The sequence below is a fragment of the Eggerthella sinensis genome, from assembly GCF_003339815.1.
Classification (GTDB): domain Bacteria; phylum Actinomycetota; class Coriobacteriia; order Coriobacteriales; family Eggerthellaceae; genus Eggerthella; species Eggerthella sinensis.
In genome coordinates this window covers 91,253-118,026 of the sequence record NZ_PPTT01000001.1, presented here as the reverse complement: position 1 = coordinate 118,026, position 26,774 = coordinate 91,253, and the positions used below count along the sequence as shown (strand labels likewise).

The window sequence follows — 26,774 nt, the reverse complement described above, 5'->3', positions numbered from 1 at the left end:
TTGCTTGAGCGCTGATCGACAATGCGTTGACCAGCGATTTCGCGTTGGCAAACAGCCCTTTCCCCTCAAGGGCGTCACCTGCGAGCGACCACGCCCCTTGCAGCTCACACCTGATGTGCCTGCTTGACCTTGCCCCGCCGGTAAAGCATACGCTTTCCGCAGGGGTTTCAAGGAACAACGGCATACCAGGAAAGGGGACACCCATGAGCGACACGTTCAAGGGATTCGGGCGCCTTGCCGCAACGGCAAGCTGCGTGGCTCTCGTGGCGGCGTTGGCGGGATGCGCGCCGCAGCAGGGCACCGAGGAGCAAGCGGGCGCGCCGGCGTCGGGCGCTACGAACGCATCGAGTGCCGTGGCGAACACGGTGAGCATACTCGACTACGACCCGCTCAATCCCATCGTCAAAACGCGGGACGACGGCACCGTCATCCAACGCACGCCGACTGAGGACTACTCGACGTCGCAGGACGCCGACGCGGCGTACAACCATCCCGAGAAAAACGTTCCGTACAACACGTACTATGCGAAGGCCGACGCGCGCGGATGCAACGCGTGTCACGAAGATTTGGCGGCGACGATCGATGCCATGCCGTACGGACACGTGAAGCTGAGCAACGACTTGGGTATCGAGGTCACCTTGCAGCAGTGCCTCGACTGTCACGAGGAGGGGCCGGGATACCAGACCATTGAGAACTCGTTCGGCACGGTGATTCACGGCATCCACGATACCGACGACAAGGCCGCGTGCTGGAACTGCCACAACGCCACGAACGACGATGAGGGCATGCAGCTGTGGGACGTGGTCAAGCACGATCAGCTGCGCGGCATCACGCCGGTAGAGGACGTCGAAGGCGATTTCACGTTCTCGCAGGAGGAGACCATTCCCGCTGAGAGCATCTTCGATTTCGACTGGCAGTATTGGGACCTCGACTACGTCCGCGCCGACAACGAGGCCAACAATGTGCCGCTCGACGAGCAAATGTTCAACGACTGGACCATCACCGTCACGGGCGAAGTGGACCAGGACGTCACCTATCAGCTGACCGATCTCATTGCCGAGGCTCCCTCGGAGACGGTGCCGATGGTGATGCATTGCACGTACAACCCAACGGGCGGCCCCCTGATCGGGCAATCCATGGTCACCGGCATTCCGCTTGATTGGCTGCTTGACAAGGCCGGTCTCACCGACGACGCGGTGTCGATGTTCGCCGGTTCTCCCGACGGCAACTCGAATTCGGTGTACCTCTCGTCGCTCGAGGGGCAGAAGGTACTCATCGTGTACGAGATCGACGGCGAACGCCTGTCGTGGCGGCAGGGCTATCCCGTGCAGCTGTGGGCTGGCGGCGTGGGCGCTCCGGTGTTCACGAAGGAGCTTTCCGACGTGGTCATCTGCAATGCCGATGAAGAAGTGGACGACTACAAGGGTTGGGTGAAGAGCGAGGGCGGCTTCTACAACAAGCCGAACGTGGGCATCTTCAACCTCGACGAGGGGCAAGTGGTTGCCGCGGGCGAGCCGTACGCCGTCAAGGGCTACGCGAGCGCGTGGGATGACCCCATCACGGGCATCGAGTTCTCAATGGACGGCGGCGAGACGTGGACGCGCTGCGAAACGCCGAACGCGAACACCGATCAGTGGGTGACCTGGAGCTTCACCATTACGCCCGAAGCTGATACCGACACGGCGTACGTGCTGCGCGTGCGCGCGACGTCCGAGAGCGGCCTGGTGACCGAAGAACCTTTGGAGAAACTGTTCAACGCCCGCACGGCGTAAGGAGAGGGGTAGCCATGAAAACGAAGTCTTCAGCGGTGTGGGGCGTTGCGGCGGCATCGGCCATGATGCTGGGCGTGTGCGGCGGCTCCGTGGCCGAAGCGGCGGGATGGGACGGCGCGCAGGCGGGGGCCGGCGCGGCGAGCGATGGCGCAGCCGGGACGGCGGCGCGCGCGGAGAGCGCGGCGACGGCGACGGCGACGGTCGACCCGGCGTCGCAGGTGGTGCGGCTGGATACGGTGCAGGGCAGGCTGTCGTACGGGCAGGGCGCGGTGGACAGCGTGGACGATATCGCGCGCGTGTTCAAGAAGGCGCCAGCGTACCTGTGCGGGGCCTCGTCCGAGCAGCTGGCGGTGCGCGGCGAAGCGGATAGCGCGAGTGCGGCGGGCGAGGCGGCGGTCGCGAACGAGCTGACGGTGACGGGCGACGTGCAGCACGTGTTCGCGGCTCCTCTCGACGATCTGGCGTCCGACGACGATCATCCCGTCGTGTTGGGCTGTTCGTGCGGCGGCAACCCGGCCGACGGGCGCGCGAGCGTGTCGGCCGAAGTGACGGGCGTGACCATCCGCTCGCTGCTCGAGCGGGCGCAGGTGAGCGAGGGCGCGAACACCATCGTGTTCACATCCCGCGACGGCTACGAGACGGCGCTGCCGCTGAGCTACGTGACGCAGCGCCACAGCCTCATCGTGTATGCGGTGAACGGCGAAGCGGTGGACAACGCCATGGGCGGCTCGAATCAGCTGTGGCTGGGGTCGACGTCCGCGCGCTACTTCGTGCGTGACGTCGCCTCCATCGAACTGCGCACGCAGGAGACGCCGCCGCCCGCGCCGGGTTCGGCCGCCGCACGCGATCAGGCCAAGAACGTGCCGAACGCGAGCGTGCTCGAAGGGCGCTCGGCATGATCGGCGACGTGGCCGCCCGCGCCGGCCGGCTCGTTGTTATCACGGGGCGTTCGTACGACTTGGGCCATGCGGTGAGCGGGGTGCAGTTTTCGCTTAACGAAGGGGCCTCGTGGACGACGTATCCCTTCGAGAACACGAACGACTATCAGCCGGTGGACTGGTCGTTCGAGTTCCAGCCGCCGCGGGTGGGGGAGTACCGCCTGTGGGTGCGCTCGGTGAACGATGTGGGCGCGACGAGTCCCGAAGCCGCGCTCGCCGTTATTCGGGCAACGGCGTAGGGCGTGCGCGTTGTACTTGTGGGGGCGGGGCGTCGTATGGTGACGGCTCGCCCTTTTCTGTTGGCGATACCCCGCTTTTCCGCTACACTGCTCGCATTGTTCATGCGCGCTTCGAGCCTGATGGCCGGGCGCTTTCGATAAGCGAGGCAGAGTGGCTCGAGAAAAATTCGGATCCCGTCTGGGGTTCATCCTGATCAGCGCCGGGTGCGCCATCGGGTTGGGCAACGTGTGGCGGTTCCCCTACATCGTGGGGCAGTACGGCGGCGCGGCCTTCGTGCTGCTCATCATGTTCTTCCTGCTCGTGTTCGCGCTCCCCATTCTCATCATGGAGTTCTCGGTGGGGCGTGCCAGTCAAAAGGGCATCGCGCGCAGCTACGACGCGCTTGAGCCGGCGGGCTCGAAGTGGCATCGCTTCAAGTGGGTCGCGCTCGGCGGCAACTACCTTCTCATGATGTTCTACACCGTGGTGACGGGTTGGATGCTGGCGTTCATGGTGCGTAGCGCCATGGGCACGTTCGAGGGCATCGACGCGGCGGGCGTGAAGGCGGTGTACGACGGCTTGCTGGCGAACCCCGTGGAGTCGGCCGGGTTCATGGTGATCACCGTGGCCATCGGCGTGCTGACCACGCGCGCGGGGTTGCAGAAGGGCATCGAACGCGTGACGAAGGTGATGATGGGCGCCCTGTTCGCGGTGCTCGCCATCCTGTGCGTGCGCGCGGTCACGCTGCCGGGCGCGCAGGAGGGCCTGTCGTTCTACCTCATGCCCGATTTCGCGAAGCTGTTCGCCGGTGCGACGCCTACCGAGCAGTGGTCGACGTTCTTCGACGCCGTGTTCGCGGCCATGGGGCAGGCGTTCTTCATGGTGTCGGTGGGCGTGGGTTCCATGTCCATCTTCGGCAGCTACATCGGCAAGGACCGGCGGCTCACGGGCGAGGCGCTCAGCATTGCCGGCCTCGACACGCTCGTGGCCATCATGGCGGGTCTCGTCATCTTCCCGGCGTGCTTCGCGTTCGGCGTCGAGCCGGGCGCGGGGCCGGGCCTCGTGTTCATCACGCTGCCCAGCGTGTTCTCGCAGATGCCGTTCGGCCAGCTGTGGGGCGCGCTGTTCTTCCTGTTCATGAGCTTTGCGGCGCTGTCCACCGTCATCGCTGTGTTCGAGAACATCGTGGGCTTCAGCATGGACGAGTGGGGTATGCCGCGCACGAAAGCGTGCATCGTGAACGGCATCGCGCTCGCGCTGCTGTCGCTGCCGTGCGTGCTCGGCTTCAACCTGTGGGCGGGCGTCGAGGTGCCCGGCATCGGCAACATCCTCGACATCGAGGACTTCCTTATCTCGAACACGGTGCTGCCCATCGGCAGCCTCGTGCTGCTGCTGTTCTGCACGACGAAGCGCGGCTGGGGCTGGAACGCCTTCATCCGCGAGGCCGACACCGGCAAGGGCATCGGCTTCCCGCATTGGACCCGCCTGTACATCCGCTACGTGCTGCCGGGCCTCATCACCGTCGTGTTCATAGCCGGCTACGTTCCCATCGTGCGCACGTGGCTGGGGATGGGGTAGGCTCGCTGCGCTGGAGGGGGCGCGCCGCGAGGCCGAGCGGAAAGGGGCCGCTGGCGGGTGCGGCCCCCACTACAGCTTAGATCTCGCTCTTCACGGTTTCGGCCATGAGGTAGCCGTAGTTCATGGCGGCATCGAAGCCCATCGCGTAGGGTCGGCCGTCCTTCTCCTCGATGGATCCGCACACGTCGCCCGCTGCGTACAGGCCGGCGACGGCCTCGCCCGACTCGTTGAGCACGCGCCCCTTGGTGTCGATAGCCAACCCGCCCGTGGTCAGGTAGAACGTGGGGATGCAGGACACCACCCAAACGCCGTCGTGCGTGTCGAGGTACGGCAGCTTCTTACGCCCGAACTCGTCCTCCTCGCCGGCGAGCGCGTGGGCGTTGTGCGTCTCGAGCGTGGCGGCGAGGTCGGTCAGCCCCAGCTCCTCGGCTGCGGCTTCCACGGAATCGTAGTGCACCATGTCGCCGCGATGCTCGAGGCACTTGTAGGTGTCCATGGCGTACAGCTCGTTCTTGTTCGTGGTGATGCGGCCCGCTTCGTCGGTGATGTAGTAGAACGCGCCGCCGTTGGCTTCGTCGAGGAGCGCGCGTCCGAGCACGCCGTGGTTGTCCGACATGATGTTGCCGAACTGCTTGCCCGACGCGTTCACGAGGATGCCCGGCGTGGTCTGGTACAGGAAGGCGATCTCGAAGTTCGAGCCGGCCTGGTTCGTGGTGGACAGGAACGCGCCCAGGTCACGCCCCATGCATTCGATGGCGCCGCCCGCTTTCTGCCCCAGTTCGATGCCGTCGCCGGTGGAGCCGGGCGCACAGTTGAACTTGAAGTCGGCGTACTGGGGGTAGTGCTCCTTGATCATGTCTTTGTTCGCGGCGAACCCTCCCGACGTGAGGCATACGGCCTTCGCCGTGACGGTCCACGTGGAGCCGTCGCGCCCTTCCGCCTTGAGCCCGGTCACGCGACCGTCGGCATCCTGCACGAGCTCCGTCACCTTCGTCGCGTACACGATCTGCCCGCCGAGCGCGCCGATACGGTCGACCAGGAAGTCCTTCGCGTATCCGCAACCGCCCATGTAGCAACCGGGGGCCAGGTACGGCGTCACGCCGTACGCCTTGTTCACGCCCAGGCTGTAGAAGCCCACGCCGATGCCGTGCATCCAATCCACGAGCTGCCCCGAGTTCGAGTACATGGCCGTCTGGTACGGCATGGCGCCGTCGAAGCGGTCGTTCTCGGGGACGAGGTACTTCTGCATGACGCCCAGCATGCCCTCCTTGTTGTACATGGGGTTGTCGTCGGCGCGACCGAGCGCGTAGTTCGCCTGCAGCTGCGATTCGGCGGCGGCGACGCCCGAATACGTCATGGGCATGGAGCCGCCGGCGAGGTCCTGCTTCTCGAAGAGCACCACCGTCTTGCCGGCTTCCAGCAGGCGCGTCGCCGCAATGAGCCCCGCGGTGCCGGCGCCCATGAACGCCACATCCACGTCGGCGGTCTGCGCGGTGCCTCCGCTGGGGGTCGAAGCGCCCAGGCGGAAGTCCTTGGGGTTGCCGCCGGCGTTCGTGATCGCGTCGGCTACGGCGCTTTGCACGGCCATCGAGGTGGTGGTGGCGCCGGTGACCGTGTCGACGTCGAGGTTCTTGGCTTCGAGGATCTTCGCGGCCATCATCGGTGCGGCGGTCGATCCGATGCCGATGGTGTCGTCGCAGCGCAGCACGCTGATGCCCGCGATGTCGCCGCCGGCGACGGTCACCTGCACCAGCAGGTTGTCATCGTGGCCCATGGCCGTGCCGATCCACTTGCCGTCGGTGAAGCTATCGGGCACGCTCTTCTTGTCCGGTTCGGCGTCCTTCGCTTGGCCGTCGCTCGTCTGCTGCGGCGCGGCGCATCCCGCCAAGCCGCCCAGCGCGGCGACGCCGCCGAGCGCGAGCGATCCCTTGAGAAAGTCCCTGCGATTGAGTTCCATGATGAAGCTCCCTCCTTGATCGGTCGGCGGGGCGTCGGCATTGCCGCGCCGCGCCGAAATGAACAAAGCGAGTATCGTCAGACGGGGCGGTCGGAGTCGACCCCGATAATCGGTACACAGGTCGAAATCGACGGTTTTCGTCTCGCCCATTTTCGGTTATTTTTTGTATTTAGCCTGTTCAAGGGCATTCGACTGCGGGGGACAGCGGACGGTTTTCCGGCCGGTGCCCGCATTGTCCCGCGCAAGACAAGGTACAATGCAGCGGGGAGGAAATTGCGTGGCGAACAGGTTTGCAGGCATAGCCCTCGGGGCGCTCGGCTTCGGTCTGTGCAAGACCGCGATTTCCGTTGCCTACATCACGGCGATGGGGTCGGTGTCCTCTACCGTCGGGTTCGTGTCCGAGCTCGATTTCATGTTCGCGATGAATGCCGCTTCGTTCACGACGGCGCTCGTCATCATCGCGCTAGTGCGCGCGGGGCGGCTTCGCCCGGGCGCGCTGTCTCAGGTTCCGGCGGTGATCGCGCTGCTCGTCGGGTTCTTCTTGAGCGCTACCGGCGTGATGACGGGGCTGCCGTTCGCGGTGGCGGCCGTGTTCTACGGCGTGCTGTGCGGCTTCGCGCTCACGGTGCTCAATGCCGCGTGGCTCGAGGTGTTCGTCGCGGAGCCCGAGGCTGCGTACGGCGTGTACCAGATCGTAGGCGGGCTCGTCGTGCAATGCGTGCTGGTGTCGGTGCTGCCCCTGCTGGGATCGTTTGCGGCAAGCATGCTGTCCATCGTGGCGGTGGCTGCTTCGGCGTGCCTGCTCGTGCGGTGCAAGCGGACGCTCGCGTTTGCCGAACACGCCGCGCTTCTTCCGGCGAACCGCGGCGACCGCCTCACGCTGTTGCAGGCGTGCCTGTGCCTGTTCGTGCTGGTGGGCGTTGTGGGCATCCTGCATACCACCGTGCTGGGCTCGCGGTCCGAGAGCATCGTGGGCGATGTGAACATGTGGATGCCGCTGGTGGCGGCGACGGCGATCACCGCGCTGGTGGCGGGACTGACCATGCGCCACCCCGATCCCACCGCCGTCTACAAAGGCTGCCTTCCCGCGATGCTGGCAATCCTCTCGCTGCTGCCGTTCTTCGGCGAGGCGCTCGGCGGGCTGGCCGGTCTCGTCATGATCACCTGCTACGACGTGTGCGGCATGGTGTTCCTGCTGTTCATCGTCGATCGGGCGCGCACGTTGCGCATGTCGAGCTACGTGCTGTCCAGCGTGTACCTGGGCGGCTCGGGCCTGTTCTTGGTGATCGGCCTGTCCATTGGCAGCGCGTTGGGCGCGCTCAGCGCCGACTACGGGCTGTCGCTGCTGACGCTGCTCGCGTTCGCGGCCATCTACCCGCTGGCCATCGTGCTGGTGGTTGCGTTGCGCCGCGCGCACCCGCAGGACGCGTCTCCCGCTGCGGCGGAGGAGGGCAGGGAAGGCGCGACGAGCGCGGATGTCGTTCCCACGGTGGACGACGCGCTGGGCGCGGGCGTCGACGCGGTGGCGGCGCAGTTCGAACTGACGCCGCGCGAGCGCGAGATACTGGGCTACCTGGCGCGCGGCCGTTCGGCCAAGTTCATCGCCGAGACGCTGGTCATTTCCGAGAACACCGCGTGGGCCCACATCAAGCGCGTCTACGCGAAAACCGGCGTCCACTCCAAGCAAGAGCTCATGAGCGTCGTCGAGCAGCAGGGCAGAAGCAGGTAGAAGCGGAAAGCGCCCCGGCGAGGGAGGGGCCGGGGCGCTGCGGAGGGGGCTCGGGTTGGTTGAAGCTACGCGTCCCAGGCGTCGAGGGTTGCGGCGGTGCGACCGGCGATGCGGCCCCACACCATGTTCTCGGCGTTGTTGCCTCCCGAGATGCCGTACGTGTGACCGGCCATGTTGCCGAAGCAACCGGCGGCGTACAGGCGCGGGATAGGCTGGTCGTTGCAGTCCACGACGTTCGCGTTCACGTCCTTCTTCGGGCCGCCGAGCGTTGAACAGCCGCCGGGATAGAGCGGCCAGGCGTAGAACGGGCCGTCCATCGACACGGGCGCAAGCGTTTCGGCGGTGCGCTCGAACGCCGGGTCGGCGCCCTGCTCGCAGTACGCGTTGTACGTTTCAAGCGTGGCCTGCACCGACGCGGCGTCGGGAGCGTTGTCAACCGCCGCCATCTTCGTGCACAGCTCTTCGAGGGTGTCGGCCTTGATGATCCACCCCTTCGAGATCTCGGCCTGGTTGTCGGTGCTCCAGCCTTCGAAGCCGCCGCACTCGGCGGGTACGTCCTCAAGCGCCATGCCGATGGCCGTCGAGCCGCCGGGGGTGTTGAGCACGCCGCCCTTCACCGCCCCGAGCGGGCCTGCGTCGATAACCTCCTGGCCGGCCACCACCCAGGTGGGAATGCGCTCGAAGTCGGCCAGCGAGGCGTCGTTGAACTTCTCGAACTCGTGCCAGCCCACGTGCGGGCTGAGGAAGGTGGACTCGGCGATCCATCGGTTGCCCAGGCGGTCGAGCATGACGTAGTTGTTGGCAGCCGGCGTGACGGTGAACGCATAGGGCCATTCGGCGTCTTTGAAGTAGGCGTTGTACGAGCCGATGATGTTGTTCATATGCCACAGCTGCGCGCCCACGTTCTGCACCATCTTGATGCCGTCGCCCGTGTTGAACGGCCAGCCGTAGAAGCCGCTCATGGGGTAGCACTTGCAGTGCTCGTTCTTCAGCTCGTCGTTGAACTCGAAGCCGCCGAGCGTGAGCACGACGCCCTTGCGCGCTTTGACGGCTTTCGGCGTGGCATCGTCGCCGATGAGCGTGTAGCAGCCGACGATTTCCTTCGTCTCGGGGTTTTGGATGAGCTCCTCGTCGTGGCAGTTGAACACCACCTCGATACCCAGGTCGGCGCGCACCTGATCGAGCGTGTGCCACCCTGCGTTGCCGCCCTTCGTGGGGTCGCCGAACGAGCAGACGTGCATGGATTCGGCACCTTCGATGAACGGATACTCGCAGCTCGACGTGCCGCCGGAAGCGTTCGTGCCCTTCTTGAGCTCGGTCTCGATGCCCCAGTAATCGCAGTAGTCCATGTTCTGGTAGCATTCCTCGGCCCACGCGCGGGCGATGTCCTCGGGCGTGTGGTTCTTCGAGAAACCGGTGATGTACTGCACGGCGCCGTCGATGTCGTCGACCCAGGTGTACTCGCCCATGTTGATGGACGAGTTGCCGCCCCCGCGCGAAGGCGCTTTCTCAAGCACGAGCACGTCGGCCTCGCCCTCGTCCTTTGCGGTGACGGCGGCCCACAGGCCGGCACCGCCATACCCGATGACCAGCACGTCGGTCTCGTAATCCCAGGTTGACGGCTTCCAATCGGTTGCGGCGGACGCCTGCTGCGCGCAGCCGCCCAATGCTCCGGCCGCTGCCACGCTTGCGGCGGCGATGCCGGCTCCCTTGAACAGATCGCGTCGAGTCAAACTCATGAGTTCCCCTTTCAGACAGATGGTAGATACGGTTGATGCGGTTGGAACGGGCTGTCGCGCGGCTTGGCATCGCACGCCCCCGATTCCTAGCTGTGCTCGTGGCAGGTGTAGCATTCGAACACGTCGGCGTGATGGCAGGTGAGGCAGTACGCCTTGGCATCGGCTTGCAGGTCGGTCTGCTCTTCGTGCATGGTGTGGCAGTCGGTGCAGACGATTTGGCCGTGCGTCTCGGTGTCGGGCAGCTGATGCGGGTTCACCGTCGTGCCCTCCGCATCCGCGAGCGCGGTGCAGGCGGCGCTTTCGGCGGCGATCTCGTCCTGATCGTGGCAGCCGAGGCAAACCGACGAATCGACGGTGGTCTGTTTGAGCCGCGACGGCATGCGGTCGTCCGACGATGCGCCCTCGTGCTGTTTTGCGAGCGTGGTCGTATCGGTGTGGCAGTCGGCGCATTGCAGGCTCGTGTGCAGCGAAGCCGTGCATGCCGCATCCTGCCGCGACGTTGCTTCGGTGCTGTGGCAGGTGCTGCAATCGGTTTCCGGCGTCCAATCCGTGAGCGTGACCGACGCGCTTGCGGCCGCCGCTTGCGGCTGCCCGCTTCCCGAAGCGCCCTCCGAGGTTGCCTGCGGCGCGCATCCTTGCAGGCACCCCAGTCCCGCGGCGCAGGCGAGCATGCTTGCGCAGACGGCCAGCAACGCGGCCCTCTTGGGCATGGCGTGCGCAACGGCCGCTTCCCCTCTGTTCACCTTCATGGTTCCTCCTTTCCGTGGCATGAATTTCAACGGGCTCCATGGTGGCAGGAGGGGCGGGCGCAGAACTCCCCTCTGCCATATGATTTGCGGTGAAAACCCTTCATCTGTTTCAGAGTATTTCCTGTTGGCGGGCCGTTCGTACTCCGCGAAGCACGCTATGATGAAGGCGCTTTCAAACAAGCTGCATGTTCTTGGAGGGGCATATGGCACAAGGGGACGAGGGCGCGCGGGGCGCCCGGGTTGAACGCGGTGCGGCGCGCACGGCACGCTGCGCCGTTGGACTGGCGCTGCTGTGGTTTTGGGTGCCGTGGGCCGTGGCCGTCGCGCACCCGTTGGAGCGGGGCGTCATGTTGGCGCCGCTGTTGGCAACGGCCGTGTTCTTCGGGTCGACCGCGCTTGCGGCGGTGGCCGCGCTGTGGGTGGCGAAGCGCATCGGGACGGGGTACGCGCGCACGGGGGACCTGCTTGCGGCAAGCGCGGGGAGCCTGGGATGCGTGATCGCGCTGTTGGCGTATGGCGCGGGCGAGGCGGGCCTCGCGTTGCAGGCGTTGGCGATGGCGCTGTTGGGGTTCGCGATGGGCCTCGCGCTTGTCCGGTGGGAGCGAAGCGTGGCAAGCGTGTCGGAGCGGGGGGTGGTGGCGTGCGCGGCCGCCCTGCTGGCGTCGTGGTCGGCGCTGCTGTACGCCCTGTTCGCGGGCGGCGGCCCGGAGGCGAGTCTGGCGGGGCTTGCAGGCGTGGCCTCGCTCGCCGTGCGCCCTCGCGCGCTGACGCCCGATGCGCAGGACGTGGTGGTCACGCGGTTGCTCACGCTGCAAACGGCCTCGTTTCTGAAGCGCTACGCGGGAGCGTTCGCGGCGTCGGGCGCGGTGACCACGTTCGCGCTCATCCAGTTCGCCTCCGCGCGGTTCGCGGTCGTGTCCGGCGACACGTTTCTGGTATTGCTGCTGGTTGCCCCTGTGTTCCTGCTCGTACTGCTGTGCGCGTGGCTGCCCAAGCGCGAGCCGAACTTCATGCTGGCGTTCCACCTCTCGTTCGTGGTGGCGCTGCTGGCCCTGTTCCCGGTCAACCCGGGCACGCCGATATCGCTCAACGTGTCCGTGGCGTTCTGCATGCTGTGGATCGGGTCGCTGGCGGGGTCGCTTCTGGTGATGGGCTCGCGGGTGAACCGAGCGCTGCGGCTGTGGTGCGACCCCTGCGGCCTCGGGCCGGCAGCGTTCTGCCTGGGCGTTGCCGTGGGCGCGCTCGTGGCCATCGGGTGGACGATGACGCCCGACTTCGAAACGGTGGCATCCGGGTCGCCCGACGGCATCGTGAAGGTGAGCGTGGTCACCTCGTTCGCGCTCATCGTGCTGTTCTGCGCGACGAACGTGGTGCTGCGCGGGTCGATGCTGCGCCGGGTGGAGCTCATCGCGCGCGGCCGCATCACGCAGGTGATGCCGGCGCCGCGGTCGTTCTCCGGGTTGGAAGCGCGCAGCGAGGGCGACGCGCCCGACGCGTTGCAGGAGGCGTACCGGCGCATCGCGTTCGACCGGGGGCTCACGCCACGCGAGCTTGACGTGCTCGTGGTGCTGGGACGGGGCAACACGCTTGCGCGCGTGCAGAGCGAGCTGGTCATTTCGGAGGGCACCGCCATCACGCACCGACGCAACATCTACCGCAAGCTCGATGTGCACAGCAAGCAGGAGCTCCTCGACGTCGTCGAGCGGTACGCGCGCGGCTGAGGAGGCCCTACGAACGCAGCTTCAGGCGGATGGCTTGGGCGGGGCACGACGCGATGCAGGCGCCGCACTTGGAGCACTCGGGGATGCGGGCGCTGTGGGGGTCCACCTGCTCGGGGCATGCGTCCACGCAGGCGCGGCAGTCGATGCCGCGTTCGCGCAGGCACGCGGCGCGGTCGACGCGCGGCCGCAGGGTGCGGTTCGCGTTCGAGATGAGCGACACGAGGGCGCTGATGGGACAGATGTTCACGCACCACTTCCGCAGCACGAGCACCTCGATTGCGAGGATGGCGGGAAACAGGATGAGGCCCCAGGACGTCTCGTTGAACTGGAACAGATGCCACAGTCCGATGAGCGTGGCGAAGGTGAGCCCGACGGGGCACACGAGGCAGAACACCGGGAATCCGAACACGGCGGTGGCTCCCAACGCGCCCAGCAGCGTGGCGTGGCGCGTGTCGAGGCGGAAGCCGTCGCGCTTGCCGCCCACCGGCGCGAGGGCGCACGACGGGCAGGCGCCCTCGGCAGCGCAGGAGGACCCGCAGGACGAGCCGCAGGTGGCGTCGCAGGTGGCATCGCCGGCGGAGAGCTCGGCGGACTTGCGGGAGGGTTTGGGTCGCACGAGCTTTTGCAGCCACGGCACGGGGCAGAGCCAGGCGCAGAACGCCTTGCCCACGAGCACGATGATGGCAACTACGGCGATGAGCAGCAGCAACGGGTGCAGCATGACGTCCTTCGCACCCGCCATGGTTTCGAGCGCCCCCAGCGGGCACACGGCGGCAATCGCGTCGATGCCGAAGGCCGAGGGCGTTCCCGTGCCGATGCGAAACGCCAAGCCCGCCACCACGAACGCCACGAATGCGGCGAAGACGAGCGCGCGGGCTTTCGGGAAGGGGAATCGTGCGTGCGGCACCTTGTTCTTCGCCATGGCTATGCCTCGACTTTCTCCACGTTGATGCCACGGCGCGTGCCGCCCGAGAACGACCGGTACGTGTTCGACGGGCAGCGATACTCGCAGATGCCGCAGCCGTTGCAGCGCGTGGCGTCCACGACGGGACGCCCCGACGCGTCGGTGGAAATCGCGTCGTAGGGGCACGCGTCCACGCACACGCGGCAGCTTCCTTGAATCCACCCGATGCAGCGCTCGTCGTCGATGACGGCCACCCCGATGCGGCTTTCGTCCTCGCTCACGCCGACGATGGCGCCGGTGGGGCACGCCGTCTCGCAGCGCCCGCAAAAGTCGCAGATGCCGCGATGAAAATCCATGACGGGCGTGCGCCAGTTCAGCAGCCCGTCCTCAAGCGTGGCGGTGCGCACGCATCCCTGCGGGCAGATGGAGCGGCAGCGGTCGCACGCAAGGCAGAGCGCGCGAAAACGCTCCTCGTCCTGAGCGCCCGGCGGTCGCAGCGCGCTGCGCGACCCGTCGAGCGCCCGGGCGGCTCCTCCGACGGCGAAGTTCGCCGCCACGAGCGCGCCGCCCGCAACGAGGCCGCGTCGAGAAAGGGAATATGCCATGGCGTGCTCCTTTGCAGTCGGAGGAGGGAAGGAAGGGGGGAACCATCGTGCCGTCCGGCGCGCTTCGGGGCGCGCCGGACGGCACGAACCTAGATGAGCCCGAAGAAGTCGTACAGCCCCGCGCCCAGCAACCACATGGCGCAGCGGAACGCGCACGACCCGACGAGGGCGCCCGCGAGGGCAACCAGCCCCGCCACGAGCGCATTTCCAGGCCGCTTCCAGGCAAGCGCGCCGAAGACGAGCGGCACGACGCTGCCGCACAGCACGGCACCGCCGGCGTACACGAGCGCCGTCGAACCTGCGAACACGCCCGCCATCGCGCCGTACGCAACGGTGGTCACGAGGGACACCGCGCCCGCCACCAGCGTCATGAGCCCGAAGAAGCTCACGGCGGATTCGTCGGCCTTCTGCGCCGCGATGAGCATGAGGTAGGCCGCCGCGCCCGCCGCTGCGGCGGTGCCCAGGTAGCCGAGCGGCAGCAGCTCGGTGTTCCACGCGGCGATGGCGTCCATGAGGTAGCTCTGACCGGCCATGAACGACATGAGCACGCCCAGCGTCATGCCCACGATGGCCACGGCCTTGAGCGGCGTGCCCGCGATGGAGCGCTTGAGCATCACGAGGAACGCGACGAGCGTGATGCACAGCAGGCCCACCAGCACGGCCTCGGTGAAGATGCCCGACGTGGGATGCTGCAGGGCGCCCAGCATGCGGTCGGGGTGCGACAGGTGCGTGACCGACGCGCAGCCGCCCACGATGGCCAGCGCGAGGGCCGCCACGGTGCCGGCGAACGCGCCCTTGTCGGTTTTGCCCAGCAGCACGTTCAGGCCGACGAAGAAGAACAGCCATCCGCCCAGGCCCGTGAGCACGGTGAAGATGACGAGGGACCATTGGATATCCATTAGTCGATCTCCTCCTTCCAGTCGGCGTATTTTGAGGACAGGATGTAGGCGGTCTGCGGTCCGTTGCCCACGTCCTTCAAACGGTGCACGGAGCCGGACCCCGCAGCTGCGAGCGCCTTCGCGGCGTCGGAGGAGGGGTCGTCGAGGTCGCCGTAGAAGCGCGCCGACCCGCAGCAGGCCGCCACGCACTTCGGCAGCTCGCCCGCGGCGGTCAGCTGGCCGCACAGCGTGCATTTCTCCACCACGTGCTCCGATGGGCTCCACGAGCGCACGCCGTAGGGACAGGCCATCATGCAGTACTTGCAGCCGATGCACTTCTCCTTGTCCACCAGCACCACGTTCGTGTCGGGGTCGCGGTACGACGCGCCCGTCGGGCACACGTGCGTGCAGGGGGCGTTTTCGCACTGCTGGCACATGACCGGCAGAAAGTACTGCTGCAGGTGCGGGTAGTCGCCGAACGGGCCCACCTGCACCACCTTGTTCCAGAACGAGCCCAGCTCAACTTCGTTCTCGTTCTTGCACGCGATCTCGCAGCCATGGCAGCCGATGCAGCGATCGAGATCGACGACGATTGCGTAATGCGCCATTATGCGGCACCTCCTCCGGTGTTCTCAGTGGGTTGCGGCAGCCAGGGCGCGAAGTCGGTGGGCTCGTACCAGATGCCGTCGGGACGCGCGGCCTTCTCGATCTTCACGTTGATGCCGCGCAGGGTGTACGTGCCGAACTCGGGGTTGTAGTAGCCCGTGTTCTTCGTCAGCACGTTCATGTTGCACGTGGTCCAGCTCTTGCGCGGGTCCTTGCCATCCTCGAGGAACTCGGGATTCCAGAAGCGCTCCATGTAGGCGCAGTCCTTCGCAATGCCCTCGGTCACCTTGGCAACGCCGTAGATGCCGTCCTTCACGAGGTTCTGTCCCTCGGCGGTGAGCTCCTTGCCGGTGCTCAGGTCGCTGAACACGTCGAGGCCGTCGGTGCGGGGCGACTTCACGTTCACCCAATCGCCGTCGGCAATGCCGTGCTCGGAGGCGTACTCGGGACTGATCCACACCTCGGGTGCGGGGTAGATTTCGCGGATGTAGGGGTTGTTGCGCAGCGTGCCGTGGTGGAAGTAGGGAATGCGGCCTTCGGTGAGCACGAGCGGGTAGGCGTCGGCGTAGTCCGTGTAATCCTCGGGCTCCTTGTAGTACGGCATGGGAAGGTACTCGCTTGAGGCGGCGGGCATGTCGAACTGCTCGGCGCCGTGACGGCCGATGTAGATCATCGTGTCGCCGTAGGGGCCGCACTTGAGCGGGTTGTCCTTGATGTCGCCCGCGGCGCAGCGCGCGAATCCGGCGTACGTGCTGCCGTCCTTGGACAGGCCGCGGTAGGTGTCCTCGTAGGCGGCGTCCCAGTACTGCTCGGGCTCCATGTCGTTGTACGGGGCTTTCTGCTTCAGCTCGTCCCAGGTCATGCCCACGTTCGAGGCCACCCATTCGTAGTACTCGTCCATCGTCTCCCAGTAGGCGGGCGTGGCGCCGCAGGCCTCCTGGTCGAAGGACTTCTGCATGCCCTCGTGGCCGCGCTCGGCCAGGGATTTCGCCAGCTTCGCCCAGATGAACGTCTCGTCGATGCATTCGAACAGGTTCGTCACCGGCTGACGCAGCAGCACGGCGTACAAGCGTCCCTGGATGAAGGCCGTTTCCAGCCACTCCGCCGTGGGCAGCAGGATGTCGGCCGCTTCGGTGGAGAACGACGTGGGGTACATGTACATGTGCACGATGAGGTCGAGCTTCGGGAACGCGTCCACCCACGACGACGCGTTGCCCAGCATGGCCATCTTGTTGCCCGAGCGCTCGATCCAGATGTGCGGCTGATAGGGCTCGCCGGTGAGGATGGCGTTCAGTATGGTGGGAATGTGGCTGTGCATCCAGCCGCCGAGCCCTTTGTGCTCCACGTAGCCCAGACGGTTCTGGATGTTCTCGGGCTTTTGGAACTGGTACGGCGCCGTTCCCATGAACCCGTCGGGGAACACGGTTGACTCGGCCGCGTGCGGGAAGCCGTTCGCCGGGCTGCCGGGCTTGTCGATGTAGCCGCGCATGCAATCGAGCGCGGCCGCGCCGATGGCGGCCTGCGTGGACTGGGGGTACTGGTCGGTGGCCACGCCCAGGCTGATGCCGCCGGACTCCACGGTGGCGTACAGCTTGATGGCTTCCTCGAGGTCGCCCGCGTCCACCCAGCAGATGTCGGCCACGCGCTCGAGCGTGTACTCGTCGGCCTGGTCCTTGTACGCTTCGAACGCGGTTTTGGCCTTGACGGTGGAGCCGTCGGCCAGGGTCACGTCGTAGGTGCCGAACAGAGCCGGACGGTACGTCGCCTCGTTGTCGGGCGAGAGCGCCACGGCCTTCGTCACCTCGCCGGTGCCCTCGTCGTAGTACACGTAGCCCTCGTTCTCGGCGGTGACGTCGGCGAACACCTTGCTCGCGCGCAGCAGCGCGCCCGCGGGGTCGCTCGGGTCCACGAGGAAGGGCAGGTTCGTCCACTTCGTGCAGAACTCCTCGTCGTACAGCTTGTTCTCAATGAGGTAGCGCATCCACCCCAGCATCATGGCAACGTCGGTGCCGGGGCGGATGGGCAGCCACACGTCGGCGCGCGCCGCGTCGGGCGTGAAGCGCGGGTCGACCACCACCGTTTTCACGCCGGCGACGCGCAGTTCCACCACGGCGCGGCCGGCCGAGGACGGCGCGTGCTGCGCGGGACCGGTGCCCCACATGACGTACGTCTCGATGGACACGTTCGGGTTGTACAGCTCGGCGCAGCCCGAGTCGGCGATGGACGTGTCGCTCGTGCCGTTGATGAGCGGCATGGTGTAGTTGCGCGGCAGGTAGCACTGCGCGCAGCCCGGTTCGAACACGTTGCCGGCGCCCCAGAAGTTGCGGAAGCGGGGCGGGCTGAAGAACTGCGGGTTGCCGCCGCCTCCCGTGGAGCACAGCAGGCCTTCGAGCCCCGTCTTCTCCTTCATGTCCATGAGCGCATCGGCGATGGTGTCGATGGCTTCTTCCCAGCTCACGCGTTCCCATTGGTTGCCGCCGCGTTCGCCCACGCGCTTCATGGGGTACTTGTTGCGATTGGGATGGTACAGCGCCTGGATGCCCGACAGGCCCTTCGGGCACACGCGGCCCTCGGACATGGGGTCGGCGGGGTCGCCTTCCAGCTTCACGACGCGGCCGTTCTGCACGTGCGCGATGATGCCGCAGTTCGAGATGCAGGCGCGGCACGACGTGTGCACGAGCTTGACCTCGTCGGCGGCGTACGCCTTGTCGCTCGGCGCCAGGTTGCTCACCGCGGAAACGCCGCCCGCAAGTGCCGCCGCGCCGGCGGCCAGGGCCGAGGCTTGCACGAAACCGCGTCGGGTGAGGTTCGTCTGTGTCATGTTCCCTCCTTCTTGTTCGCTCGTCTTGTGATACGTGCTTTATCTATGGCGAAACGCCCGCGCGCCCGAAGCGCGGCGTGCGCTTCCGTCAAACCGATGCGAGAAAGCGCTTTCCGGCATCGGTGGTGACCCAGGCGTGATCCCACACGAGGCCGCCGGCCTCGCTCAGGCGATCGATGAAGTAGACGGCGTGCAGGCGCTGTCCCGCCGTGCCCGCGCTCGGCTCGAGCGCGGGATGGTTGGCGAGCAGCTGCTTGACGGCGTCGAGCGTGCGCGGCTGCTCGCAGAAGGCGAGCACGGCGGCGAAGGCGTCGCGGCGCGCCGGCACGGCGTTCACGCAGGCGGCGATGCGGCGCTCGGGAGCAAGCAGCTCGACGGCCGCGCGTCCGGCGGGCGTGGTGCGCACTATGCGGAAGGCTTCGCGGGGTTCGGCGGCAAGGTGGGAGGCGTCGGCGTCAGCTCCGGCATCGCCGCCGTCGTCGAGCGCGTTGCCCGCGGCGTCGCGCCGCACGAGGGCGAGCCCGCCCGCATCGACGAGGCACCGTACGAGCGTGAAGGGCGCCTGAAGCGCCTGCGCGCGTTCGGGCTGCGCCTCGATGAAGGCCTCGGCCTCCTCGAAGCGCCGCTCCTCGTCGCAGAAGTCCAGCGTCTTGTACAGCAGCTCGCGATGGCGCGGATGGTTGTACAGGCTGTCCACGACGCGGGCGACGCGTTCTTCCGTCAGATCTTCCGTCGATTCCGCTGCGGGCGCGGTGCCGTGTTCCATGTCGTTCCCCCTTGCTGCTCGATTGCTCTCGTCGGATTGCACCCTACGGCTCGGTGCCGGACGCCGCATCGTCAACGCTGTTCTAAATCGTCGAGCAGGGGGCGTCCGTCTAGTCAATCGGTGACTAGTCGCCGGGGCGATGCGCGGCAAGATAGAACGAAACGGGCGATTCGCCGCGGCGGGGGCGCTCGTAGGATGGGACGAGCAAGACGAGCGCAGACGAAAGGGGACCCTATGGGATCGAACGAACAGGCAACGATGCTCGAGCAGGTGCGCGCCGCCGAGGAGGCGCGGGCGGCGTTCTACCGCACGCTCGCGTCGTTCTACTTCAAGGAGCTCGACCAGGACGGCATCGACCGTTTGGCCGCGAGCGACCTGGCCGCTATCGAAGCCGACGACGCGCTCATGCGCGCGGGCTATGCCGACATGGCCGCGTACCTCGCGCGGCGCGACGGCGGCACCCGGCAGGAGCTGGCGAGCGATTTCGCCTGCGCGCTGCTCGCCGCCGGCTCGTACGAGGAGCGGCGCGCCACGCCCTACGAGAGCGTGTTCACCTCCGAGAGCGGGCTGCTCATGCAGGAGGCGCGCGACGACGTGTACCGCCTGTTCTGCGAGCAGCACCTTGCGGTGGACGAGGCGCTGCGCACGCCCGAGGATCACCTGAGCTTCGAGTTGGAATTCATGGCGACGCAGGCCGAGGCGGCGGCGTGCGCGCTCGCCCGCGGCGATGCGGAAGAGGCGCGGCGCGCGGTGGATGTGCAGCGGACGTTCCATCGCCATCACCTGCTCAACTGGATCGACGCATACGCCGACTGCCTCGAAAGCTGCGCTCGCACGCGGTTCTACCGCGGCCTGGCCAAGCTCACGCGCGGGTTCGTGCACGCCGACGAGGCGCTGCTCGACGAGACGGCCGCCGCGTTGGAGGATGCGGCGGTGTGCTAGGATTGCCGCATGGCGAAACGGCGGCGCGGCAGGGGCCGCGCCGGGAGCAAGGGGGATCTCATGCCGAGTGGGGAGCGGCAACGCGCGCGGCGCAGCCTGGGGGCTTGGGCGTCGCTGCTTGACGATCGCATGCCGCAGTTGAAGTTCTTCGGGTTCGGATTCTGGGTTGCGTGGTTCGGCGTGGCCTACAAAAGCTCCGTGTGGGTGGACGGGGTGGAGGCCACTGCGTCGGTGGTGTCCGACATGTTCTTCGCCTCGACGGTGGCCCATGCAGTGACGTTGCTGCTGTTCGCGGCGTTGTCGAAGCGCGCTGCCGCCATCGCGCAGCGCCCGTGGTTCGTGATGGGCGGCGGCGTGGCCGCGGCCGTGGGCTGCGTGCTCATCATCCTGGCCGGCCCTGCATTCATTCCCTCGCGCGTCGTGTTCACGGTGGGCAGCGCGCTCACGGGCGTCGGGACGGCGGCGCTCAGCCTGAACGCCGGCCTGCTGCTGTGCTCGGTGCGCCCGCGCCGCGCGCTCACGCTCATCCTGTACTGCGAGCTGGTGGCGGCGCTCATGCAGTTCATGGTGCTCGGGCTGCCGCAGCCGTACAGCGCGGCGCTGTTTGTGGCGCTGCCCCTCGTGTCGGCGGCCTGCTTCGCGGTGGGCGCGTCGAAGCCCGCGGTGCCGGTTGCATCCGAAAGCGAGCGGCTCAAGCCCGTGCCGACGTTCTACCGCTTCCTGCTGGTGGTGGGCATCCTCGGCGTGGCGGCGAACTTCGGCAAGGGCCTGTATCAGGTGCTGGTCAGCCCGCTGCAGCTGTCCGAGGACGGCAGCATCACCGCGTTCGTCACGGCGGTGTGCCTCATCGTGCTCGTCATCGTGGTGGCCGTCAAAGAGAGGGCGCTCAACTTCGGGCACCTGTTCTACCCGATGGCCCTCGTCATCATCTTCTCGCTGCTGGTGACGTACTTCTTCCCCGGCAGCGCAAGCGTGGGCGTGGTGTTGTCGGGCGTGGCGTTTCAGCTGTTCGACGTGGTCATGTGGTATATCTTCTCCTACATCGTGTACCAGTCGAAAGCGTCGGCCGTGCTGGTGGTGGCGCTTGGGCGCGCAGTCATCGCGTTCGGCGTGACGGCGGGCAACGCGGTGGGCAGCGCGTGCGCCACGATGGACGCGAACGCGTTGCCCCTGTCCACCGTGGTGTTCGTCATCCTGTTCGCCGCGGCTGTGGCGGTGTTCTTCCTCTTTCCCGAGAAGCAGGTGGATCGGCTGCTGCTGCCCATTCCCGACGAGGACGCGCCAAGCGTGCAACGCGCGGCGGCGGGGGAGGGCGCTGCGGGTGTGGGCGAAGGCGTGGCGACGAGCGCGACGGACGGCGCGGCGGAGCCGGAAGAGGCCACGCGGCACGGCCATTGGAAGCAGCGCTGCCTCGAGCTGGGCGACGAGGCGCAGCTCACCGAGCGCGAGAAGGAAGTGCTCGTCATGCTGGCGCGCGGCTACGGATCGCAGTCCATCTCCGACGCGCTCACCGTGTCGCTGTACACGACGCGAGCGCACACGCGCAACATTTACGCGAAGCTCGACGTCCATTCGCGCCAGGAGCTTGCCGACCGTGTGCGCGCGTACGTCGAGGCGCGCGAGGTCTAACGGGGGCGGCGCCCTTGAGCGGCCCGCGAATATTTCTCCACATTCCCTGCGAATGCTCGCGTGGGGGCACCGCTCGTGGCTATAATAGCGAGTAACACCTGAGCAACGGATGCTCGGCGGGGCGCGTACGGCGTTTCCGCGCGACGTCCCACACCGCACCGATCGCAGATGGAGGAGTTCATGGCATACTATTTCGACGAGCCGTCCCGAACCTTTAACGAGTACCTGCTCGTTCCGGGTTATTCGTCGGCCCAGTGCATTCCCACGGACGTCAGCTTGAAGACGCCGCTCGTGAAGTACAAGCGGGGCGAGGAAGCACCGATCTCGTTGAATATCCCCATGGTATCCGCCATCATGCAGGCCGTGTCCGACGACGGCATGGCCATTGCGCTTGCCACCGAAGGCGGTCTGTCGTTCGTGTTCGGCTCGCAGACCATCGAGGATCAGGCGGCCATGGTGGCCCGCGTCAAGGAGCACAAGGCCGGTTTCGTGACGAGCGACGCGAACCTGTCGCCCGAGATGACGCTTGCCGACGTGGTGGCCCTCAAGGACGAGCACGGCCACTCCACGATGCCCGTCACCGAGGACGGCACGCCGCACGGCAAGCTGGTGGGCGTGGTGACCGACCGCGACTACCGTCTGTCCCGCATGTCCATGGACGCGAAGGTGGCCGACTTCATGACCCCGCGCGACAAGATGATCGTGGCTCCGGCCGACACGAGCCTGAAAACCGCCAACGACATCATCTGGGACAACAAGCTGAACTCCCTGCCCGTGGTGGACGACGAAGACCATCTCATGTATCTGGTGTTCCGCAAGGACTACGATTCGCACAAGTCCAACCCGAACGAGATGCTGGACTCCCACAAGCGCTACATGGTGGGCGCGGGCATCAACACCCGCGACTACGCCGAGCGCGTGCCCGCCCTGGTGGCGGCCGGTGCCGACGTGCTGTGCATCGACAGCTCCGAGGGCTATTCCGACTGGCAGAAGTTCACCATCGAGTGGATTCGCGAGCACTACGGCGACGACGTGAAGGTGGGCGCCGGCAACGTGGTTGACGCCGAGGGCTTCCGCTTCCTGGCCGACGCGGGCGCCGACTTCATCAAGATCGGCATCGGCGGCGGTTCCATCTGCATTACGCGCGAGCAGAAGGGCATCGGCCGCGGTCAGGCCACGGCCACCATCGAGGTGGCGAAGGCCCGCGACGAGTACTTCGAGGAGACGGGCGTCTACATCCCCATCTGCTCCGACGGCGGCATCGTGTACGACCATCACCTCACGCTGGCCCTGGCCATGGGCGCCGACTTCGTCATGCTGGGCCGCTATTTCGCCCGCTTCGACGAGAGCCCCACGAACAAGGTGAACATCAACGGCTCCTACATGAAGGAGTACTGGGGCGAAGGTTCCGCGCGCGCCCGCAACTGGCAGCGCTACGACCTGGGCGGCGACAAGAAGGGCATGTCGTTCGAGGAAGGCGTCGATTCGTACGTCCCCTACGCCGGCTCGCTCAAGGACAACGTCGACCTCACGCTGTCGAAGGTGAAGTCCACGATGTGCAACTGCGGTGCGCTCACCATTCCCGAGTTGCAGGAGAAGGCGAAGCTCACGGTGGTGTCTTCCACGTCCATCGTCGAGGGCGGCGCTCACGACGTGGTGCTCAAGGACAAGACCCCCTACGTGAGCAGCACCATTCACTAGGCAATACGCGACGCCGAGCCGCACATGGCTCGCATCGCGCACTGCAGCCCGCCCGCGCCTCCCTCCCGGCGCCGGCGGGCTTTTTTGTGCGCTGCACCGCAGAAGCCGCGGAATTGGCAAATTTTGACGCGATTGCGGGCTTGCGAAGGCGCACGTCGGCCGAGAGAAAAACGCGACCTGGTGTTTTGCGTGGCGGTGGAGGGCCAAGCGTCGAAAACGGGGCGGAATCGAGGTCGAAATCCCGCAATCGCGTCAAAATTTGCCACTAAGGCGCTGCGAACGGAGCAGTCGCTTGCAACATCCGGGATTGCCGGGTTTCGCGCGCTCTACCGGTGCGGGACGACGGTGGGGTCGGCGCCGATGATGGCGTGGAGTTCGTCGATGTAGCGCAGCAAGAGCTCGCTCGGGCGACGTTCGTTGTGCATGATGTAGCCCACCTGCATGTCCTCCTCGGTGGCGAGGGGAATGGACGCGATGCCCGAATGCATTTCGGCCGACAGCACGCCGGTTGACAATGTGTAGCCGTTGTAGCTGGTCAGCAGGTTGGTGAGGGTGCCGCGATCCGAGATGCGGATGTTGCGCTTGTGCGGCAGGTGGCTGAGCGGCTCTTCGGAATAGTAGAACGAGTTCGTGGTGCCCTGCTCGAACGAGTAACGCGGGTAGTCGGCCAGGTCTTCGGGACGCAGCTGCTTCGCGTTCGCCAGCGGATGATGCTCGCCCACGAACACGTGCACGCGTGCGTCGAACAGCGGGAAGTAAGCCACGTCGGCATCGTCGAACGCCTTCTGCAGCACGCGCCGATTGAAGTCGTCGGTGTACAGGATGCCCACCTCGCTGCGGAACGTGCGCACGTCGTCGATGATTTCCGCCGTGGTGGCCTCGCGCAGGATGAACTCGTACTCGTCGCCCTCGCACGCTTCCACCACGTTGACGAAGGCCTGCACGCTGAACGCGTAGTGCTGCGTGGACACGGCCAGGCGCAGGTGGGTGGCGCCCTTGTCGGCGTAGCGCGTTTCCAGCATGTCGGCCTGCTCGATCACCTGGCGCGCGTAACCCAGCAGCTCGGTGCCGTCGTTCGTCAGCGTCACGCCGCGGTTGCTGCGCGTGAACACGGTGATGCCCAGCTCCTGCTCAAGCTCCTTGATGGCCGTGGACAGGTTCGACTGCGAGGCGTACAGGTTCTGCGCCGCCGCGTTGATGGAGCCGTACTCCGCGATGGCGATGAGGTAGCGCAACTGCTGCAGGGTCATGGGCGGGCCTTCCGGGTCTTCGTGTGTTCGCGCGGGTCTGACGATCTTTTTGTCATTCTACCCAGGTATCTATTCAATAGATAGCAAACCATCAAAACATCGAATGACGTAGAAGGTTGTGTTTGGGGCCGGTTCGTGGTTTCATGCAATACGCTGCATAATCGCAAACGAACAAGGAGCAACCATGGCGAAGGACATCCCCTACGATCAGAAGTACTACGATCCGGAGATCGAATGCATGCCGCGGCCTGAGCTTGAGACGCTGCAACTGCAACGCCTGAAGGACATGGTGGCCTACGCATACGACAACACGGTGTACTACAAGCGCGCGTTCGACGAGGCCGGCGTGGCGCCGAGCGACATCGAGACGCTTGAGGACATCGCGAAGCTTCCCTTCTGCGACAAGAAGACGGAGCGCGAAACGCAGCATGTGGGCAGCTTCTTCGGCGAGATGTGCTCCGTGCCCGAGGAAGAGGTCATCTTCATGGCCACGTCGTCGGGTTCGACCGGCGTTCCCACAGTGAGCCCCTTCACGCAGGAAGACTTCGACCTGTGGCAGGACACCGAGGCGCGCCTGTTCTGGCAGGCGGGTATGCGTCCGAACGATCGCTACGTGCACGGCCTGAACTTCGCGCTGTACGTGGGCGGCCCCGACGTCATCGGCGCGCAGCGTTTGGGCGCGCTGGCCATCTGGGTGGGCGCCGTGCCGTCCGACCGTCTGCTGTTCGTGCTCAAGCAGTACCAGCCCACGGTCATCTGGACGTCGCCGTCCTACGCGTGGCACCTCGGCGAGATCGCCAAGGAAAAGGGCTTCGATCCCAAGACCGACTTCAACATCCATACCATCATCGTGGCCGGTGAGGCGGGCGGTTCCATCACGTCCACGCGTGAGGCCATCGAGAACCTGTGGGGCGCGAAGGTGGTGGACTTCTACGGGCTGTCCGACATCTACGGCGCCTGCGCCGCCGCCTGCGAAGCGCACGACGGCCTGCACATCGTGGAGGATCAGATCCTCGTGGAGACGGTGAACCCCACCACGGGCGAGGTGCTGGCTCCCGGCGAGACGGGCGAGCTCGTGTACACGACGCTGTGCAAGAAGGCGCGCCCGATGATCCGCTTCCGCACGGGCGACATCGGCTACGTGAGCACCGACACCTGCGAATGCGGCCGCACGCTGGCGCGCATCCATGTGACCGGTCGCAAGGACGAGATGTTCATCGTGGGCGCCGTCAACGTGTTCCCGAGCGACATCGAGTACGTGGTGCGCGGCCTGGACGGCCTGACGGGCGAGTACTCCATCCGCGTGTACGAGAAGAACTTCACCTGCAAGTACGAGGTGTCCGTCGAGCGCTCGCTCGGCAGCGACGAGCCCTACGACGAGGTGGCAAGCCGCACGGAAGCCGCGCTCAAGGCGCACACCGGCGTGCGCCCGGCCAAGGTTATCGTGTATGATGCGGGCAAGCTGGGCACGTCGTCCGAACACAAGGCATCGCGCTTCATCGACGAACGCGGCTGCCAGACACGATAACCCCTGTCATCCTGAGCGGAGCGCCTTAGGCGCGGAGTCGAAGGATCTTGCTGAAAGGAACCACCTATGACCACTGAAACCACCTTCGCTGTTTCCGGGCAGCATTACCTGTTCAACGTGCAGACGTTCGCGCACGTGGTGTTGGCGCTGGGCGGCGATGCGTACCGCTACGCGCTGCGCGACCGCACCACGCAGGGCGTCATCGACGACGTCGCCAGCGGCAAGAGCCAGCTGGGCGTGCTGTTCGAGACCTCGGCCACGGCCGACGACGTGAACGCGGCGCTCGACGCGGCGGGTCTCGAGTTCGTCGAGCTCATTCAGTCGGCTCCGCGCGTGGCGCTGCCGAAGAGCCACCCCATGGTGAACGCCGAGAGCCTGACGCTCGAGGACATGGAGGACTTCCCGTACCTCTACTTCGAGCAGGACGCGGATTCGCCCGTGGCCTTCGCCGAAGAGGCCCTGGCCAGCGTGCCGCGTGCCAAGAGCATCGCGTGCACCGATCGCGCGTCGCTGTCCGAGCTCATCGTGGCGCTCAACGGCTACACGGTGACCAGCGGCATCCTCGTGGGCATCTCCGACGGCGCCGGCCTCAACACCGTGCCGCTCGACACCGACGTGCAGCTGCGTCTCGGCTACGTCGTGCGCAAGGGTGAAGAGCTTGGCGAGATCGGCCAGCGCTTCGTGGACACCCTCAAGAAGAACCTCGTGAAGTACGCACGCTTCTAACGCATCCAATGAGAAG

At 66.4% G+C, this 26,774-nt stretch carries 21 protein-coding genes; 11 read left to right on the top strand and 10 right to left on the bottom strand.

Going from position 1 to position 26,774, the window contains the following annotated elements; genetic code table 11:
- Positions 1-203 precede the first annotated feature (203 nt).
- The 4 genes from C1876_RS00450 to C1876_RS00435 all read left to right on the top strand — a co-directional run bounded on the left by C1876_RS00450 (position 204) and on the right by C1876_RS00435 (position 4,507).
- Positions 204-1,772: a molybdopterin-dependent oxidoreductase gene (locus C1876_RS00450; protein ID WP_114544755.1), complete on the top strand. Its 1,569-nt coding sequence runs from the start codon at positions 204-206 to the stop codon at positions 1,770-1,772.
- Positions 1,773-1,786: 14 nt separating this feature from the next.
- Entirely contained in the window at positions 1,787-2,671 is an 885-nt protein-coding gene (locus C1876_RS00445) for a molybdopterin-dependent oxidoreductase (protein WP_114544754.1), read from the top strand.
- Positions 2,668-2,949: a molybdopterin-binding protein gene (locus C1876_RS00440; RefSeq protein ID WP_114544753.1), complete on the top strand. Its 282-nt coding sequence runs from the start codon at positions 2,668-2,670 to the stop codon at positions 2,947-2,949. The genes C1876_RS00445 and C1876_RS00440 overlap by 4 nt, the downstream gene beginning before the upstream one ends.
- A gap of 151 nt (positions 2,950-3,100) precedes the next feature.
- The gene (locus tag C1876_RS00435; RefSeq protein ID WP_114544752.1) at positions 3,101-4,507 is read left to right on the top strand and encodes a sodium-dependent transporter; all 1,407 of its coding nucleotides are present in this window, start codon (positions 3,101-3,103) and stop codon (positions 4,505-4,507) included.
- Between the two features lie 76 nt (positions 4,508-4,583).
- Here C1876_RS00435 and C1876_RS00430 read toward each other — a convergent pair whose 3' ends face one another.
- Positions 4,584-6,464, bottom strand: a complete 1,881-nt coding sequence (locus C1876_RS00430; RefSeq protein ID WP_114544751.1) for an FAD-binding protein — start codon at positions 6,462-6,464, stop codon at positions 4,584-4,586.
- 277 nt (positions 6,465-6,741) lie between these two features.
- Between C1876_RS00430 and C1876_RS00425 the strand changes: the two genes are divergently transcribed.
- The gene (locus tag C1876_RS00425; protein WP_114544750.1) at positions 6,742-8,193 is read left to right on the top strand and encodes a response regulator transcription factor; all 1,452 of its coding nucleotides are present in this window, start codon (positions 6,742-6,744) and stop codon (positions 8,191-8,193) included.
- 65 nt (positions 8,194-8,258) lie between these two features.
- Here the strand turns inward: C1876_RS00425 and C1876_RS00420 are convergent, their stop codons facing one another.
- Positions 8,259-9,932: an FAD-dependent oxidoreductase gene (locus C1876_RS00420; RefSeq protein ID WP_114544749.1), complete on the bottom strand. Its 1,674-nt coding sequence runs from the start codon at positions 9,930-9,932 to the stop codon at positions 8,259-8,261.
- A gap of 86 nt (positions 9,933-10,018) precedes the next feature.
- Positions 10,019-10,681: a cytochrome c3 family protein gene (locus C1876_RS00415; protein ID WP_158544504.1), complete on the bottom strand. Its 663-nt coding sequence runs from the start codon at positions 10,679-10,681 to the stop codon at positions 10,019-10,021.
- Between the two features lie 203 nt (positions 10,682-10,884).
- Between C1876_RS00415 and C1876_RS00410 the strand changes: the two genes are divergently transcribed.
- A complete protein-coding gene (locus tag C1876_RS00410; RefSeq protein ID WP_158544502.1) occupies positions 10,885-12,402 on the top strand; it encodes a response regulator transcription factor in 1,518 nt (505 codons plus the stop codon).
- A gap of 7 nt (positions 12,403-12,409) precedes the next feature.
- Here the strand turns inward: C1876_RS00410 and C1876_RS00405 are convergent, their stop codons facing one another.
- The 6 genes from C1876_RS00405 to C1876_RS17465 form a co-directional block, all read right to left on the bottom strand.
- Positions 12,410-13,324, bottom strand: coding sequence for a 4Fe-4S binding protein (locus C1876_RS00405; protein ID WP_114544746.1), 915 nt, complete (start codon positions 13,322-13,324; stop codon positions 12,410-12,412).
- Between the two features lie 2 nt (positions 13,325-13,326).
- On the bottom strand, positions 13,327-13,911 hold the full coding sequence (locus C1876_RS00400; protein WP_114544745.1) for a 4Fe-4S dicluster domain-containing protein: 585 nt from the start codon (positions 13,909-13,911) through the stop codon (positions 13,327-13,329).
- Between the two features lie 89 nt (positions 13,912-14,000).
- Complete coding sequence (locus C1876_RS00395; RefSeq protein ID WP_114544744.1) at positions 14,001-14,810, bottom strand: dimethyl sulfoxide reductase anchor subunit family protein; 810 nt, start codon at positions 14,808-14,810, stop codon at positions 14,001-14,003.
- Positions 14,810-15,397, bottom strand: a complete 588-nt coding sequence (locus C1876_RS00390) for a 4Fe-4S dicluster domain-containing protein (RefSeq protein WP_114544743.1) — start codon at positions 15,395-15,397, stop codon at positions 14,810-14,812. Before C1876_RS00390 ends, C1876_RS00395 begins: the two co-directional genes overlap by 1 nt.
- Complete coding sequence (locus C1876_RS00385; protein WP_114544742.1) at positions 15,397-18,216, bottom strand: molybdopterin-containing oxidoreductase family protein; 2,820 nt, start codon at positions 18,214-18,216, stop codon at positions 15,397-15,399. The genes C1876_RS00390 and C1876_RS00385 overlap by 1 nt, the downstream gene beginning before the upstream one ends.
- Before the next feature lie 88 nt (positions 18,217-18,304).
- Complete coding sequence (locus C1876_RS17465; RefSeq protein WP_158544500.1) at positions 18,305-18,982, bottom strand: hypothetical protein; 678 nt, start codon at positions 18,980-18,982, stop codon at positions 18,305-18,307.
- A gap of 234 nt (positions 18,983-19,216) precedes the next feature.
- Between C1876_RS17465 and C1876_RS00375 the strand changes: the two genes are divergently transcribed.
- The 3 genes from C1876_RS00375 to C1876_RS00365 all read left to right on the top strand — a co-directional run bounded on the left by C1876_RS00375 (position 19,217) and on the right by C1876_RS00365 (position 23,254).
- Positions 19,217-19,924 (top strand): TorD/DmsD family molecular chaperone, encoded by a 708-nt coding sequence (locus tag C1876_RS00375; RefSeq protein WP_158544498.1) that lies wholly within the window; start codon positions 19,217-19,219, stop codon positions 19,922-19,924.
- A 60-nt stretch (positions 19,925-19,984) separates the two neighbouring features.
- Positions 19,985-21,553 (top strand): helix-turn-helix transcriptional regulator, encoded by a 1,569-nt coding sequence (locus C1876_RS00370; protein WP_158544496.1) that lies wholly within the window; start codon positions 19,985-19,987, stop codon positions 21,551-21,553.
- A gap of 180 nt (positions 21,554-21,733) precedes the next feature.
- A complete protein-coding gene (locus C1876_RS00365) occupies positions 21,734-23,254 on the top strand; it encodes an IMP dehydrogenase (protein WP_114544738.1) in 1,521 nt (506 codons plus the stop codon).
- A 326-nt stretch (positions 23,255-23,580) separates the two neighbouring features.
- On the opposite strand, the gene C1876_RS00360 is transcribed toward C1876_RS00365, so the two are convergent.
- Complete coding sequence (locus C1876_RS00360; RefSeq protein ID WP_114544737.1) at positions 23,581-24,504, bottom strand: LysR family transcriptional regulator; 924 nt, start codon at positions 24,502-24,504, stop codon at positions 23,581-23,583.
- A gap of 184 nt (positions 24,505-24,688) precedes the next feature.
- Between C1876_RS00360 and C1876_RS00355 the strand changes: the two genes are divergently transcribed.
- Together C1876_RS00355 and C1876_RS00350 are read left to right on the top strand one after the other, a co-directional pair.
- Positions 24,689-26,032, top strand: a complete 1,344-nt coding sequence (locus C1876_RS00355; RefSeq protein WP_114544736.1) for a phenylacetate--CoA ligase family protein — start codon at positions 24,689-24,691, stop codon at positions 26,030-26,032.
- A gap of 66 nt (positions 26,033-26,098) precedes the next feature.
- Positions 26,099-26,758, top strand: coding sequence for a LysR family transcriptional regulator substrate-binding protein (locus C1876_RS00350; RefSeq protein ID WP_114544735.1), 660 nt, complete (start codon positions 26,099-26,101; stop codon positions 26,756-26,758).
- Positions 26,759-26,774: the final 16 nt, after the last annotated feature.